Origin of the sequence: Vibrio sinensis (assembly GCF_003605645.1) — a bacterium.
Taxonomy (GTDB): domain Bacteria; phylum Pseudomonadota; class Gammaproteobacteria; order Enterobacterales; family Vibrionaceae; genus Vibrio; species Vibrio sinensis.
The window spans coordinates 358,085-373,139 of sequence record NZ_QVMU01000001.1; the positions used below are offsets into that span (position 1 = coordinate 358,085).

Here is a 15,055-nt window from a genome sequence, read left to right on the forward strand (position 1 = left end):
ACAGGTGAAACTAGGTAGAGAAATCAAAAAGGGAATAATATGAAAGCCATGAATAAAATTACTATCGCTATGCTTGCTCTGGGAACGGCACTATCAGTACAGGCTGAAACAACGTTAAAAATGGGTATGCAACCGTCAGTCGGCTCGGTGGAATATAACTCTGCAAAATTACTAGCAGATACCATTGAAGAGCTAAGCAACGGTGAAATGAAAGTGGCAATTTACCCGAGTGCTCAGCTAGGTGATGACCGAGCAATGTTACAGCAACTATCAATGGGTGATTTGGACATCACTTACGCGGAGTTTGGCCGTATGGGTCTTTGGATCCCACGCGCTGAAGCTGTGATGTTGCCTTATGTTGTACGCGATTTTGCTCACCTGCAGCGTATTTTTAATTCAGATTTCGGGCAAGAAATTCGCGGAGAAATGCTAACTAAGTATAACTGGCGTGCTCTAGACACTTGGTATAACGGTACTCGCGAAACCTCTTCTAACCGCCCTCTTAACAGTATCGAAGACTTCAAAGGTCTTAAACTGCGTGTACCTAACGCAAAAGCGAACTTGAATTTTGCCAAACTGTCTGGGGCTTCACCGACACCAATGGCATTTTCTGAGGTTTACTTAGCTCTGCAAACTAACGCCGTTGATGGTCAAGAAAACCCATTGCCAGCGATCAAAACAATGAAGTTCTACGAAGTGCAAGCCAACTTAGCGATGACCAATCATATCGTTAATGATCAAATGGTGATCATTTCAGAATCAACATGGCAGGGTTTGAACGAAGAGCAGCGTGAAATCGTCAACAAAGCCGTTGCTAAAGCAGGCGAAGCACATACCTCTTTTGTAGAAAAACAAGAAGCGGAATTAGTGGCGTTCTTTGAAGAAGAGGGCGTTAAGGTCACTTACCCTGACTTGGCACCATTCCGTGAAGCGATGCAACCTCTCTATGTTGAGTTTGATGACAAAATTGGCCAGCCAGTGGTGAAAAACCTTGCTGCAATGTAAGTGGCCTTTCTAACGAAAGTTTTTACTTAAGTGTCAATGTCTAGGCTGGTCAATGTTGGCCAGCCATGGAGTCCTAAATGCTACGAAAAATAATCGATAATATAGAAGAGATCATTACTGTTCCGTTAATGGCCGCTTTATTGGTGGTATTAACTTGGCAGATTGGTAGTCGATGGCTACTGAATGATCCCTCACTTTGGAGTGAAGAACTCGCCAGAGTTCTATTTATGTATATGTGCATGATTGGTTGTGCGATGGCTCTCAAGCGAGGCTCTCACGTAAACATTACTTTCTTCTCCGATAAACTGCCTGAGAAAGCGCGACTAGCTTTGGTTTTGTCACTCGAATTCGCTGTATTGCTTTCTATTTTTGCCATTATTTATCTTGGTTATCAACACGTTCAGCGTACTGCATTTTTCGAATTGATTACTTTAGGTGTTTCAAGTGCATGGCAGACATACGCTTTGCCTATTGGCGGCGTGTTTATGGTGTTTAGACAAGTGCAAAAAATGGTCGGCATCGCTAAGCAGTTTTCAAATAGTGATAAAGAAACGGTTGCATCAGATTCACAGATCGCTCAGAGGTAATACGTCATGGCAACTTCAATTTTTGGCTGGTTAGCTCTGCTATTTGCAGGTATGCCAGTTGGGTTTTCCCTTATCTTCGTCGCGTTAGTTTTCTTATTAGTGACGGGCAGTCCCGGTATTAATTTTGCTGCTCAACAAATGATCACTGGCGTCGATAATTTTACCTTACTTTCTGTTCCATTTTTTGTACTAACCGGCCACTTAATGAATAGTGCGGGTATTACTGAACGTATCTTCAACTTCGCTAAATCTATGATGGGTCATATTACTGGCAGCCTTGGCCACGTGAACATTATGGCGAGTCTTTTGTTTTCAGGCATGTCAGGCTCGGCGCTTGCTGATGCGGGTGGCCTAGGCCAACTCGAAATAAAATCAATGCGTGATGCGAAATACGATGATGACTTTGCCGGTGGCCTAACCGCAGCATCCTGTATTATTGGGCCTCTTGTTCCGCCATCAATTCCCCTTGTTATTTACGGTGTGGTATCAGGCACATCAATTGGTGCGTTGTTCTTAGCGGGCGCCATTCCGGGCTTAATGTGTTGTATCGCTTTGATGGTGATGAGTTATTACATCTGTAAAAAACGTGGCTATATGGTGCTACCACGCGCAAGTGGTCGTGAACGTTTGATTGCGTTTAAAGAAGCGTTCTTATCGCTATTAACGCCAATTATCATCATTGGTGGTATTTTCTCAGGTAAATTTACCCCTACAGAAGCGGCTGCGGTTTCCTCGCTTTATGCATTGTTTTTAGGGACGGTGGTTTATAAGCAATTAACTGTTGAAGGCTTTATCGACATTCTAAAAGAGACAGTAAATAACACGGCGGTTGTTGCCTTAATGGTTATGGGCGTAACGGTGTTTGGTTGGATTGTTGCTCGTGAGCAATTGCCGCAAATGTTGGCTGAGTTCTTCCTGACGATTAGTGATAATCCGTTGGTTCTGTTGCTTCTAATCAACCTATTGTTGCTGTTCTTGGGTACGTTCATTGAATCATTGGCACTGTTGTTGTTGTTGGTTCCATTCTTAGTTCCGGTCGCTGTGTCAGTAGGGATTGACCCAGTTCACTTTGGTGTAATGGCAATTTTGAACCTGATGATTGGTATTTTGACGCCACCTATGGGGATGGCTCTATACGTGGTTTCTCGAGTCGGTGATATTCCATTCCACGTATTGACTCGCGGTGTTCTTCCACTGCTAGTGCCTCTATTTATCGTACTCGCGCTGGTTGCTATTTTCCCGCAATTTACTTTGCTGTTACCTGAAATGTTCCTTGGCTATGGTCAATAGCTGTAAATAACGAATTATAAAATATAGATAGAGCCGGAGTGGGTCGGCTCTAATAAATTAGGATAGAAAAATGAACAAATTGACAGGTCTCATTGCTGCTCCTCACACACCATTTGATCATAATAATAACGTTAATTTTGGTGCAATTGACCAAATTGCAGAAGTGCTTATCGCGCAAGGCGTAAAAGGTGCGTATGTCTGTGGAACCACTGGAGAGGGAATCCACTGTAGTGTTGAAGAGCGTAAAGCAATTGCAGAGCGCTGGGTAAAAGCCGCTGATGGTAAATTAGATCTTATTTTACACACGGGTGCATTAAGTATTGTTGATGCGGTTGAATTAACGGAACATGCGGAAACATTAGATATTCTTGCTACATCAGCTATTGGTCCGTGCTTCTTCAAGCCTGGCTCTGTGGATGACTTAGTTGACTACTGCGCGCAAATTGCTGCGGCAGCCCCGTCAAAAGGGTTCTACTACTACCACTCAGGTATGTCAGGTGTGAACCTTGATCTAGAACAGTTTTTAATCAAAGGTGGCGAGCGTATTGAAAATCTTTCAGGCGCGAAATTTAACCACGTAGATTTGTACGAATACCAGCGCTGTGTCCGCGTTGCAAATGGTAAGTATGATATCCCATTTGGTGTTGATGAGTTTCTACCAGCAGGTCTTGCTGTAGGGGCTGTGGGTGCAGTCGGCAGTACTTATAACTACGCGGCACCATTATATTTAGAAATTATCGAAGCCTTTAACCGAGGCGACCAAGCGAAAGTTTCTGCGTTGATGGATAAAGTGATCGCTATTATTCGTATTTTGGTTGAATACGGCGGTGTTGCCGCAGGTAAAGTGGCGATGCAACTACATGGCATTGATGCAGGCAACCCTAGAACGCCAATTCGCACACTGACTGAGAAGCAAAAAGCTGATGTACTGGCGAAAATGCGCGATGCAGATTTCTTATAAGTTTGGCATCTAACACGACAAAAGTGTTGTTTTAGCTGATGTCGATAATGGGGTTCAAATTGATAAGGGGCATAAGCCCCTTTTTTGAACCAAGGCTCCCCAACAAACGTAAAGATGCAGTTAGGTGGAAAAATAAGAAAAGCATTTGAGCATCGCTTAGCCATCTTAGCCATGTGGCTGGTAGCTTGATTTTGGGGCTTGGCTTAGTTGTGGAGCTTGGCTTAGTTATGAGACTGTAACCTAGCCATGTGACAGGGCGCACTTACATAGCTAACACCACCGCAACTTTTAGTATGACGAATCGATTTCACCTCTCAGTTTGGACGGCAAATTGCAAATTCGTCGTGTGATTGATGCGATTTGCTTCATGTAACACTTATTAGCAAATGAAACGATGGTTTTGAGTGTCAATATCTCGTCGACTCTGCTACTTTGTGGCGGCATAAAAATGAAAATAGAGGCTGTGTATGAACTCGCCTAAGAATCTACTTGTAAGACTACGTTCGAATATTGAACCTTTAAGTAAAAAACTGAGAATTGTTGCGGACTATATTCTTGAAAACGCACATGATGTTCAGTTTCAAACTATTACTGATTTAGCCCGAAATACAGAAACTAGTGAAGCGACGGTTGTTCGTTTATGTCGTGATATTGGCTATAAGGGTTATTCAGATTTTCGCATGGCTTTGGCCGTTGATCTTAGCCAATCTGCCCGTGCAAATGCTCCAGAGTGTGAGGGTGATATTTGTGATATTTCGGCAAGCAGTGCTGTAGCCAGTTTAGAAGATACGGCGAAGTTAGTTGACCGAAAAGCGCTTCATCGAATTTGTGAATTAGTACATTCCTCCACATTTATAAGCTGTGTTGGGGTGGGGGCTTCGAGTATTGTCGGGCGCTATTTAGCATTTCGATTGTTACGCATCGGCAAAAAAGTCAACATGTATGAAGATACTCACCTTGCAGCAATGAACGCTGTGCGTTGTGGTGAGGGGGATTTGTGGTTTGCGGTATCTAGCTCGGGTTCAACCAAAGAAGTGATCCACGCGGCGACACAAGCTTATAAGCGCAATGTCCCAGTGGTCGCACTCACGAATATATCTCATAGCCCGTTATCGGCCATTTCTACCGATATGTTGGTGGCAGCAAGACCCGAGGGACCACTTACCGGTGGGGCATTCGCTTCAAAGGTAGGGGCGTTGTTATTAGTCGATGTATTAGTTAACACGCTATTAGATCAATACCCAGAGTATTCTGATTCGGTACTTGAAACCGCCGAAGTGGTTGTGCCACTAATGAAATAATCAAAAAATAATCGTTAATTAACTTCAAGAGCCTGTCAAAACTGATGGGCTTTTTTATCATTAATGATGAAGATTATTTTTATTGTTACAGCGATCAAAGAAATTATTTTTCATTGATCGATAATAATAAGGTGATGACAAGACAGATGTCTTGAAGAATGAGTCAAGTTTACAAACTGAATCAATTGGCTTGGTCATCCTCGTTTTATCAAATCAATCTTGGTAGTGGCTTTCAGTGAGTGGTCGGACTGTAGGATGTTAAAGCAGCCTGTCTGAACATTACCTGACTTATAGGGAATATAGGGAAATCACCAGAATGAAAATAATCAACAATCTTCCACGAACGTTATCTTTGCTTGCTACAACCATTGCTATCTCATGTTCAGCTGTTGCTGCCGAACAATGGCCTGATCTGCCAAAAGGCATTAAAGATGGGATCAGTGCCCAAGTCGGTAATAAGCTTTATGTTGGCCTTGGTGCTATGGGCAACGATTTCTATATGCTGGATCTGAACGCGAAAGACAAAGGTTGGCAGAAACAAGCCTCGTTTAGTGGCCCGAATCGTGGAGGAGCAACTGCTTCTGTTATTGGCGACGATGTGTATGTTTTTGGTGGATCGGGCAAAGTGCAAAGTGATGATAAATCGCCAATTTTGTTCGATACGGTTTATCGTTATGACGGCAACAAAAATAGCTGGAGTCAAGTTAATACCGCTTCGCCTGTCGGTTTGTTAGGTGCAGCATCATACTCTCCTGATAATCAACAAATTGTCTTCTTCGGTGGTTACGATAAAGCCTATTTTGACCAGTACCTGTCGGATGTTTTGACAACTGATAAAGAAGCCAATCCAGAAGCGTGGCAAAAAATTGTTGATGATTACATGGGAATGAAACCGATTGATTATCGTTGGAATCGTTCAGTACTTAGCTATTCACCTCAAACTAATCAATGGACAAACCTAGGGACATCACCGTACGTGCCTAATTGTGGTGCTGCAATTGTCACTGAGGGTAAAAATGCGCTGTTGGTTAGCGGCGAAATTAAACCTGGATTACGTACCTCTGAAGTGAAGCAATTCCGCTTTGGTGCAGAGCAACCATGGCAAAGTGAGCATGCATTACCTGCCCCTAACAATGCCCCAATGCAAGAGGGTGTTGCAGGTGCATTCGCTGGCACAAGTAATGGTGTGACCTTAGTTGCTGGCGGCGCGAACTTCCATGGTGCAATTGCCGCTTTTGAAAAAGGCTCGATGTTTGCGCATAACGGTTTGGCGAAAGCCTATAACCCAGAAATTTACGTGCAGAAAGATGGTTTGTGGTCTCAAACCAATGACTTACCTCAAGGGCTCGCTTATGGCGCTTCTTTTACTACACCTGAAGGCGTTTTGATTGTGGGTGGTGAAACACCAGAGCGCAATGCGAGTTCGAAAGTGTATATGCTCGCGTGGAATGGCAACAGCGTAGATATCAATGATTAGACATTAATGACTAGCAATTCATGACTAGGGATCAATAAAAAAGTGATCAATAGACACGCTACAACGACGAGGAGATAGCAGCATGTCGATACAATGGCGCTCGTTGCCTGATTTACCGGTGGGTTTTAAAAACGGAGTGGGGGTTACATTTGGTGACACGATCTACTGTGGACTTGGAAGTTTAGGTCAGCGCTGGATTGCGCTAGATGTTAATGATGCCCTGGCTACGAAAGAGTTAAGCCCAATAAACGGGATTGGTTGGCAGGAAAAAGCACCGTTTCCGGGTTGCCCACGTAACGATGCTGTCGTGATTTCGACATCTGATGGTTGCTATGTCTTTTCGGGGGCTGGGTGTGAACCAGAACAGATCCCCCAGTACCCGATCGTATTAACCGATGGTTACTTCTATAACTCGAAGCAAGATTGTTGGCACAAGGTGTGTGACGATATTCCAGTTGGGTTATTAGGTGGCTCAGGGTTTCAGCTTACTAACGGTCAGTTGGTGTTCTTTGGTGGGTACAATAAGCACAAATTTGACCACCTTATGCATGCGTTAAATACAGAGCCATTGCTTAGCAATAGCGAAATGAAATCACAATGTTTAGTTGATTTTATGTCGTCTGCTATTGAAGAGTATCAATGGAATCAAGATATCTGGAGTTTCACACCAGAAACGAAACAGTGGCACCGAATCGCGCAGAACCCATTTCTAGCCAATTGTGGTGCTGGCGCTATTGTTGAGGGCGATAAAATCACGCTCATAGAGGGCGAAGTTAAACCCGGATTAAGAAGCCGCCAGGTGAAGCAGTTTAGTTTTGATAATAGTGAGCTGAAAAACACTCTAGAACTCACTTCTATTCACCAAACAGATCACGACCACGAAGGTTTAGCTGGCGCTTTTTGCTCGGCATATCATGGCGAATGGTTCGTTGCTGGTGGTGCTTATTTTAGAGGTAGTCAGGCAAATTATAAGAAAGGGCAGTGGTATAGCCATCAGGGATTGACCAAACAATACGATAAAAAAGTTTGGCAATTTGATGGCAGTAAGTGGGCACATATAGGTGATATGACAATAGGTCGAGCTTATGGTGTCTGTGTTTCGACAACTTCAGGTGTGATTATTGTAGGAGGTGAAAGAGAAACAGGAGAGGCACTCACGGAGTGCCAACTATTAGTGTGTTAACTATTTATTAAAGTGAATGATATCCGCACTAGTTCCCCCCTTGTGCGGATTTTTTTATAACCAACATTCATTTGATTTTAAGTGGCTCTCAGAGATCGACAATTTGTTGGCATTGAAATAAAAAGTTGAGCATTATCAGCACAATTAATAGTGTCGACTAATCGACAGTAAACCAAACGCTAGCTCAGTCTTATTTACAAAATTTAGGGGGAATGATGATGGCTAAACTCTATCTGTTTTTTGCACTATTAGGCATTTTATTACCTTACGCGGCACTTATTCCTTGGTTACAGACTAATGGCGCTGACCTTTCGTTATTGATTAGCGAAGCATTAGTGAACCCAATCAGTGCTTTTGCTTGGTTGGATGTCTTCGTTTCGGTTTTCGTAGTATTTATTTTTATCATTTCAGATGGTAGTCGTTATCACATTAAACATACATGGTTAGCGCTTATCGGTACGTTGGTTGTAGGGGTATCTTTCGGGTTACCGCTCTATTTGTACTTAAAAGAAAAACAATCCTCTAGACGATGGCTTTCGTAGCAAGAGGAACAGTAATAAATAAGCACAATTAGTTCAGACGCAGCTACCCGAAATTTATTGCGGTTTTAACTGGTGAGCTTGTTGCTTAACTCACGTACGGCGAAATCAATGAACGCTCTTAAGCGAGCTGGCATATATTGAGTTTGAGGATATTGCATCGCAATTGCGCCATGGTAGTTACTCTTGATTGTCCAATCACTGAGTACTGGAATCACCAGCCCAGAAGCGACGGCATCCGTAATCACAAAATCATGGAATATACCGATTCCAAGACCATTTTTAACCCCAGTTAGACGCATCTGAGAATGATTGACCGCATAGCGCCCAGTCACCGAGATCGAGTGGAAATCATCGCCTTTGAAAAAATCCCAAACATGGTCACGTTCTGTTTCAGCGAGATAGAGACAATCATGTTCAGTTAAGTCACTAGGGCGCTCAGGCGTACCTCGGTTTTCAAGGTAAGCAGGGCTAGCGCACAAGACGAGATTCGTGGTCCCGATTTCTTTAAGCACCAAGTTTTCATCGGGTTTGTCGGTCAGTTTAAATGCAATGTCTATGCGATCTCGAAGCAGATCCATTTCCCCATCTGCAACACGCAGTTTTAACTGAATGTCGGGGTATTGGCTGAGAAATGGGATCACCAAAGGTTGTAATACCGAATTAAGAAATGCTTCCGGCGCAGCCACAGTAATAGAGCCGGATAGCTGAGTGTGATCGGCATTCGATAGCTCAACAGCATGTTGCGCAGCGTTCACCATCAGCATTGCTTGGTCATAGACTTTTTGACCAGTCTCAGTAATGACCAATTTTCGTGTCGTACGTTCAAATAGCTTCGCATTGAGGGATTTTTCAAGCCTTGTAAGCAGCTTACTTAACGCCGATGGTGTTACATCTAATTTTTTTGCAGCGGCAGTAAAACTGCCCTCATTTACCACGAGAATGAAGGAGGCCAGCTCCGGTAATAAGCTTATAAGTTTCGGATTTATCATAAGTTTTCACATTTTTAAATTATTGTAAATAAGGATTTTTTGCGATTTACGTCTCTTTATTACAGTGAATTCAGCAGTATGTTTGTACTCAGCAACAACTTAGACAACACACCGAGGAGGCGAATATGTTGTATGCCAATTTAATGCTCGAAATGTGGTCAACGTTTGAAATTATTATGTTTGCCACTGTCGCTGTATGTTTACTTGCCTCTGTCGCGCTTGTCGTTGATGGACCCAAGTAAAACCGATTTGTGAATTCAATTCAATAATGTTTTTCCACCTGATGGGATAATGCAAATTCCTCTCCTAGATTACACTTAAGACTATTGTTGTCGTGTGTTGATAGAACATCCAGCACACAAACAAATTAAGCCTTAAGGCACGGCGACTCACAGTTAAGTGAACGCAAAAATAATAACTAGGAAGGAATTTGAAATGTCCTCTGCATTTTACGAACAAATCCAGCAACAAATCGAAGAAGTGAAAACAGAAGGTTTGTACAAATCTGAACGCATTATCACTTCACAGCAGCAAGCTGCTGTTAAAATCTCTACTGGCGAAGAAGTTCTAAACTTCTGCGCTAACAACTACCTAGGTCTAGCAAACCACCCTGCGCTAATTGAAGCAGGCCAAGCGGGTATGGACGCACATGGCTTCGGCATGGCGTCAGTTCGCTTTATTTGTGGTACTCAAGACATTCATAAAGAGCTTGAGCAAAAACTATCTGCGTTCCTAGGTAAAGAAGACACTATTCTTTACACATCATGTTTTGATGCCAACACAGGTTTATTTGAAACCATTCTTGGCGCAGAAGACGCTATCATTTCTGATGCACTTAACCATGCTTCAATTATTGACGGTGTTCGCCTATGTAAAGCGATGCGTTTCCGCTACGCAAACAACAACATGGCAGAACTAGAGCAGCAATTGATCGCGGCTAAAGAAGCGGGTGCTCGTCACACGCTTATTGTGACTGATGGCGTATTCTCTATGGATGGTGTGGTAGCAAACCTACCAGCTATCTGTGATCTTGCAGATAAGTACGGCGCACTCGTTATGGTTGATGACTCTCACGCTGTGGGTTTCATGGGCAAAAATGGCGCAGGTACACACGAATATCACGATGTGATTGATCGCATCGACATCATCACTGGTACCCTAGGTAAAGCAATGGGCGGCGCATCAGGCGGTTACACTTCTGGTAAGAAAGAAGTGATCGACTGGCTACGTCAGCGTTCTCGTCCATACCTATTCTCTAACTCAGTAGCACCTGCAATCGTTAATGCTTCTATCCGTGTTATTGACCTATTGGCTGAAAGTGGTGACCTACGTGACCACCTTTGGGAAAATGCTGCACACTTTCGTGCTCGTATGGAAGCGGCTGGTTTCACAATGGGTGGTGCAGATCACGCGATTATTCCAATCATGCTTGGTGATGCAAAAGTTGCCGCTGAATTTGCTGAACGCGCATTGGAAAAAGGCATCTATGTAGTTGGTTTCTCATTCCCAGTAGTACCAAAAGGCCAAGCGCGTATTCGTACGCAAATGTCAGCAGCGCATAGCCGCGAGCAACTTGATCGCGCAATTGATGCGTTCATTCAAGTTGGTAAAGACATGGGTATTATCTAAATCCCTTTCATCGCGTATTGAACAAGATTTGTAGTTAAAGACTTTTCCGTAATACTTAGGTATTCGGTGAAGTCTTTTTATTACTAGCGAGTGTTTGCTTAATCACCCGATGATAAAACGAAGAGCGATGGCAACAATCGCAGTTAAACAATATAAGCAATTCAAAATAATCGTATTTCGATAATTTGAGTTTTCCTCAATGTGTAGGGGAAAGTAATTCGGTAAAGAATCATGAAAATTAAAGCATTATCAAAACTAAAACCTGAAGTAGGTATCTGGATGACAGAAGTGGACATGCCTGAGCTTGGCCACAATGATATCTTGATTAAAATTAAGAAAACCGCAATTTGTGGTACTGACGTTCACATCTACAACTGGGATGAATGGTCACAAAATACCATCCCTGTTCCAATGGTTGTGGGCCACGAATATGTGGGTGAAGTGGTTGGTATTGGCCAAGAAGTGCGTGGATTTGAAATTGGCGATCGCGTTTCAGGTGAAGGTCATATCACTTGTGGTTACTGCCGTAACTGCCGTGGTGGCCGTACACACCTTTGCCGCAACACGACCGGTGTTGGTGTAAACCGTACTGGTGCGTTTTCAGAATACCTAGTGATTCCTGCGTTTAACGCATTCAAAATCCCAGCTGAAATTTCTGATGACTTGGCGTCTATTTTTGACCCGTTTGGTAATGCGGTTCACACAGCACTTTCTTTCGATCTAGTTGGTGAAGATGTTCTGATCACTGGCGCTGGTCCAATCGGTATTATGGCAGCAGCGGTTGCTAAGCACGTTGGCGCGCGTCACGTTGTTATCACTGACGTTAACGAATACCGCCTAGATCTTGCTCGTAAAATGGGCGTAACTCGCGCGGTGAACGTTGCTGAACAAAAACTAGAAGATGTGATGTCAGAACTAGGCATGACAGAGGGTTTTGACGTTGGCCTAGAGATGTCTGGTAACCCAGCAGCATTTAACTCTATGCTTAAAACCATGAACCACGGTGGCCGAGTTGCACTACTAGGTATTCCACCATCAGATATGTCGATTGACTGGAACCACGTGATTTTCAAAGGCTTGGTGATCAAAGGTATCTACGGTCGTGAAATGTTTGAAACTTGGTACAAAATGGCATCGCTAATCCAATCTGGCCTAGATCTAACGCCAATCATCACACACCACTACAAGATTGAAGACTTCCAAGAAGGCTTCGACATCATGCGTAGCGGGATGTCTGGCAAAGTTATCCTTGATTGGGAATAACCAATAAATAGAAAAGGCGACGGCTAACCCCGTCGCTTTTTTTGTGCCTGAAATTTGGTTTTTTTGATTATATGCTTGTAGAGAAAATAGATGGTATTTAACGCCGTTTACCGTTGAAGATAATGTCAGATTTCATCTAATAAAGGTAAGTATCGATAGTGCGTTTCGTATAATGACGAGTAAACATAAATTCTTTTATGTAAATAAAAGGCGCTAAATCCGAAAATACGAAAAACATAGTCAATACCACTTCGACATGTAATTGATATTATTAATTAATAAGAGCGATGTTGATGTGAGGAGGTTGGGACTCAGCGGGAACAAAAAACTGGTAAAATCGGGCATAATGCCCAGTAATAAGATGTTATGGCACCCGCCAGATTCAGGCTTAGGAGGAATATTGAAAAATTTAATATCGGCATGTTCAACTGAAGTCGGCATTGCGACAGAAGTGTTTTCGGTTTTGCGAGCAGCTAAGTTTGGTTATCAGCAGTATCGTATGGAACAGTTCTTACAAAGCATACAGCTTTGTACAGACCGAATGACAGAAGATGAGCGCTTAGAGTTTAGAAATCGGTGTTTAAGTGACACAGGGAAAAGGGGCGCAGCAGATTTTGCTTCTGCTGTTACAGATACCCCCTGCGATGTTGTTTTGGCTGCTTATGCACTATTATTTTCTTCTGATCCAGATTTCGATTTTACCGAAACACAAATTGAACGATTTGTATCATCCACAAAAGGGCTAAATACTAGGAAAACAGAGTTTTTTATAAAACTTTGTTCACTAAACCCTAGCGATCCAGAAATGATTTATCCTATGTACAGCTTAAGTAGCCATAATAATTATGGTGTAGATCTTATTTTTGATATGGATGAGATATATGCGTATACACAAGAGTTCTATCATAGAGGGTTGATATTGCCGGACCCTCAAGCAAGTATAAATGTCAGCCAAATGGGCGGGTTTCCTGAAAAAGGAGAGTGGCTAATTAGATTCGGGATTAGTCATATATTAGACCGATACTCAAAATTGTTAGCTAAAGCAGAGTACTTGATAAGGAAATAGTGCCATAACAAATAAGGATTAAGCGCTGCGCAGCCAGCGTTAAATCCCGAGTGTTGAACAAGCCCGAAACCTCTTTATTAGTAAATAGTGCGATGGTGTTTGGTGGATCTTACGCCTTGAGCCTTTTCTCAAAGCGAGCCTGAGCGTGATAGGGTTACGAATGCAATCTTATCAACGGGTTAGCTTCTGTATTCGGTGTTTCTTTCCTCCCCCTACGCCATAGGAAATGGGCCGAAATACTCAACAAGGGGGAGGTTAGGAGGGGGTTGTACGGCCCGGTGGGTAAGTACGATGGGATCGCTTGGTGAACACAAAGCTGATACGTGAATAGCTAACTCGTTCTGTCTTTTTGTGAGTTCTTGTTTATTAAATCAGTATGTCCCGCTTAAAATCAGGCTGCTTTCTTGCATCTGGTGAATAGGGCCAATAACTCTTTGTCTTGCCAAAGAGTCATCAGAAAGGCGCTTTGGGATCGATGGGGTGGTCCGGTCGCTTTTAGACGTTCCCGACGCCGAAAAGCTAAAAATTCGTCCTGAATTTTTCCTCGTGTAGTGCATATCTTCAGTGTTCGGTATTTCGTTCCTCCCCCTACGCCATAGAAAATGGGCCGGAAAACTTAACAAGGGGGAGGTTAGGAGGGGGTTGTACGGCTTGGTGTGAAGTTCAATGCGCTTGGTAGGTTAGCCGTGAAGCACCTTATTACAGGTGTCATATTCACAAAGCTTAAAAATCAAATCCGTATTAGTTCCGTACAAGTTGTGCTTTGGTTGTTGAAATCTTATAATCAGATTAATTACGGAATTAATCCGTACAATTGGAGGTTTTATGGCTAGTGCTAGACTTGATATCCGTTTGGATGAAGAAATCAAAGCTAAGGCTGAGAAAGCTTCAGCTTTACTTGGTTTAAAAAGCTTAACTGAATACGTTGTTCGTCTAATAGACGAAGACTCAACACAGGTAATTTCTGAGCATGAAAGCATCACTGTTGAAGCAAATGTATTTGATCAATTCATGATTGCTTGTGACGAGGCTAAGGCTCCGAATAAAGCATTACTTGAAGCTGCTGCATTTACTAAAAGTGGTGAGTTTAAGTGAGTTATTCCAAAACTTTCAAAGAGTTGGATAAATCACAGCACGATAGAGCATCATTTGACTGTGGGGAAAAAGAGTTAAATGATTTTATCCAAACCCAAGCCGCTAAACATATGCAAGCAGGTATTAGCCGCACAATGGTTTTGCCTGCTTTAGTGCCATTACCAAATCAGAAATATCCAATTTGTTCATTTTATAGTATTGCGCCAAGTTCGATTAGCCGTGATACGTTGCCACAAGCGATGGCTAAAAAATTACCTCGTTATCCCGTTCCTGTCTTCCTTTTAGCTCAACTTGCGGTTCATAAAGAATTTCATGGCAGTGGGTTAGGTAAAGTTAGCTTAATCAAAGCTCTCGAATATCTTTGGGAAATTAACTTTCACATGAGAGCTTATGCCATTGTTGTTGATTGTTTAACTGAACAAGCTGAATCATTTTACGCAAAATATGGTTTCGAGGTTCTTTGTGAAATCAATGGTCGTGTAAGAATGTTTATTCCGATGAAAACCGTTGGACAGTTGTTCACTTAGACGTAAGAGTGAATATAACCAATGCATGAACACGATTTTCTACACTCGGCGTTGTCAGTTTGCCTTTAGTTTCAGTGATTAAGATAGTAAAACTCAGCTAGGTCTGTATCGTAGCAAACGTCTTATGCAGGCATTAGTTG

At 42.7% G+C, this 15,055-nt stretch carries 14 protein-coding genes; 13 read left to right on the forward strand and 1 reads right to left on the reverse strand.

Translation table 11 applies throughout. From position 1 onward, the window contains the following. Positions 1-39 precede the first annotated feature (39 nt). The 8 genes from DZ860_RS01410 (at position 40) to DZ860_RS01445 (ending at position 8,346) form a co-directional block, all read left to right on the forward strand. Positions 40-1,005, forward strand: a complete 966-nt coding sequence (locus tag DZ860_RS01410) for a sialic acid TRAP transporter substrate-binding protein SiaP (RefSeq protein WP_120029124.1) — start codon at positions 40-42, stop codon at positions 1,003-1,005. Positions 1,006-1,082: 77 nt separating this feature from the next. Then, positions 1,083-1,592 (forward strand): TRAP transporter small permease, encoded by a 510-nt coding sequence (locus DZ860_RS01415; RefSeq protein WP_120029125.1) that lies wholly within the window; start codon positions 1,083-1,085, stop codon positions 1,590-1,592. Between the two features lie 6 nt (positions 1,593-1,598). After that, positions 1,599-2,882, forward strand: a complete 1,284-nt coding sequence (locus DZ860_RS01420; protein ID WP_120029126.1) for a TRAP transporter large permease — start codon at positions 1,599-1,601, stop codon at positions 2,880-2,882. 70 nt (positions 2,883-2,952) lie between these two features. Continuing rightward, the gene (locus tag DZ860_RS01425) at positions 2,953-3,843 is read left to right on the forward strand and encodes a dihydrodipicolinate synthase family protein (RefSeq protein WP_120029127.1); all 891 of its coding nucleotides are present in this window, start codon (positions 2,953-2,955) and stop codon (positions 3,841-3,843) included. Positions 3,844-4,310: 467 nt separating this feature from the next. Continuing rightward, a complete protein-coding gene (locus DZ860_RS01430) occupies positions 4,311-5,144 on the forward strand; it encodes a MurR/RpiR family transcriptional regulator (protein ID WP_120029128.1) in 834 nt (277 codons plus the stop codon). Positions 5,145-5,460: 316 nt separating this feature from the next. After that, positions 5,461-6,621, forward strand: a complete 1,161-nt coding sequence (locus tag DZ860_RS01435) for an N-acetylneuraminate epimerase (RefSeq protein ID WP_120029129.1) — start codon at positions 5,461-5,463, stop codon at positions 6,619-6,621. 82 nt (positions 6,622-6,703) lie between these two features. Next, complete coding sequence (locus DZ860_RS01440) at positions 6,704-7,804, forward strand: YjhT family mutarotase (protein ID WP_120029130.1); 1,101 nt, start codon at positions 6,704-6,706, stop codon at positions 7,802-7,804. 218 nt (positions 7,805-8,022) lie between these two features. Then, the gene (locus tag DZ860_RS01445) at positions 8,023-8,346 is read left to right on the forward strand and encodes a DUF2834 domain-containing protein (RefSeq protein WP_120029527.1); all 324 of its coding nucleotides are present in this window, start codon (positions 8,023-8,025) and stop codon (positions 8,344-8,346) included. Between the two features lie 65 nt (positions 8,347-8,411). On the opposite strand, the gene DZ860_RS01450 is transcribed toward DZ860_RS01445, so the two are convergent. Further along, on the reverse strand, positions 8,412-9,335 hold the full coding sequence (locus DZ860_RS01450) for a LysR family transcriptional regulator (RefSeq protein ID WP_120029131.1): 924 nt from the start codon (positions 9,333-9,335) through the stop codon (positions 8,412-8,414). A 435-nt stretch (positions 9,336-9,770) separates the two neighbouring features. On the opposite strand from DZ860_RS01450, the gene DZ860_RS01455 reads away from it, so the two are divergent. The 5 genes from DZ860_RS01455 (at position 9,771) to DZ860_RS01475 (ending at position 14,915) form a co-directional block, all read left to right on the forward strand. Continuing rightward, complete coding sequence (locus DZ860_RS01455; RefSeq protein ID WP_120029132.1) at positions 9,771-10,964, forward strand: glycine C-acetyltransferase; 1,194 nt, start codon at positions 9,771-9,773, stop codon at positions 10,962-10,964. A gap of 231 nt (positions 10,965-11,195) precedes the next feature. Beyond that, positions 11,196-12,227, forward strand: coding sequence for an L-threonine 3-dehydrogenase (gene tdh / locus DZ860_RS01460; RefSeq protein WP_120029133.1), 1,032 nt, complete (start codon positions 11,196-11,198; stop codon positions 12,225-12,227). A gap of 400 nt (positions 12,228-12,627) precedes the next feature. Beyond that, on the forward strand, positions 12,628-13,293 hold the full coding sequence (locus DZ860_RS01465; protein WP_120029528.1) for a hypothetical protein: 666 nt from the start codon (positions 12,628-12,630) through the stop codon (positions 13,291-13,293). A gap of 825 nt (positions 13,294-14,118) precedes the next feature. Continuing rightward, complete coding sequence (locus DZ860_RS01470) at positions 14,119-14,388, forward strand: type II toxin-antitoxin system TacA family antitoxin (RefSeq protein WP_120029134.1); 270 nt, start codon at positions 14,119-14,121, stop codon at positions 14,386-14,388. Continuing rightward, positions 14,385-14,915, forward strand: coding sequence for a GNAT family N-acetyltransferase (locus tag DZ860_RS01475; protein ID WP_120029135.1), 531 nt, complete (start codon positions 14,385-14,387; stop codon positions 14,913-14,915). The genes DZ860_RS01470 and DZ860_RS01475 overlap by 4 nt, the downstream gene beginning before the upstream one ends. The last annotated feature ends 140 nt before the right edge of the window (positions 14,916-15,055 follow it).

What these genes read in the sequence shown, in the direction of transcription:
- DZ860_RS01410 (WP_120029124.1), top strand. Translation starts at nt 40, where the DNA reads ATGAAAGCCATGAATAAAATTACTATCGCTATGCTTGCTCTGGGAACG.
- DZ860_RS01415 (WP_120029125.1), top strand. Translation starts at nt 1,083, where the DNA reads ATGCTACGAAAAATAATCGATAATATAGAAGAGATCATTACTGTTCCG.
- DZ860_RS01420 (WP_120029126.1), top strand. Translation starts at nt 1,599, where the DNA reads ATGGCAACTTCAATTTTTGGCTGGTTAGCTCTGCTATTTGCAGGTATG.
- DZ860_RS01425 (WP_120029127.1), top strand. Translation starts at nt 2,953, where the DNA reads ATGAACAAATTGACAGGTCTCATTGCTGCTCCTCACACACCATTTGAT.
- DZ860_RS01430 (WP_120029128.1), top strand. Translation starts at nt 4,311, where the DNA reads ATGAACTCGCCTAAGAATCTACTTGTAAGACTACGTTCGAATATTGAA.
- DZ860_RS01435 (WP_120029129.1), top strand. Translation starts at nt 5,461, where the DNA reads ATGAAAATAATCAACAATCTTCCACGAACGTTATCTTTGCTTGCTACA.
- DZ860_RS01440 (WP_120029130.1), top strand. Translation starts at nt 6,704, where the DNA reads ATGTCGATACAATGGCGCTCGTTGCCTGATTTACCGGTGGGTTTTAAA.
- DZ860_RS01445 (WP_120029527.1), top strand. Translation starts at nt 8,023, where the DNA reads ATGGCTAAACTCTATCTGTTTTTTGCACTATTAGGCATTTTATTACCT.
- DZ860_RS01450 (WP_120029131.1), bottom strand. Translation starts at nt 9,335, where the DNA reads ATGATAAATCCGAAACTTATAAGCTTATTACCGGAGCTGGCCTCCTTC.
- DZ860_RS01455 (WP_120029132.1), top strand. Translation starts at nt 9,771, where the DNA reads ATGTCCTCTGCATTTTACGAACAAATCCAGCAACAAATCGAAGAAGTG.
- tdh (WP_120029133.1), top strand. Translation starts at nt 11,196, where the DNA reads ATGAAAATTAAAGCATTATCAAAACTAAAACCTGAAGTAGGTATCTGG.
- DZ860_RS01470 (WP_120029134.1), top strand. Translation starts at nt 14,119, where the DNA reads ATGGCTAGTGCTAGACTTGATATCCGTTTGGATGAAGAAATCAAAGCT.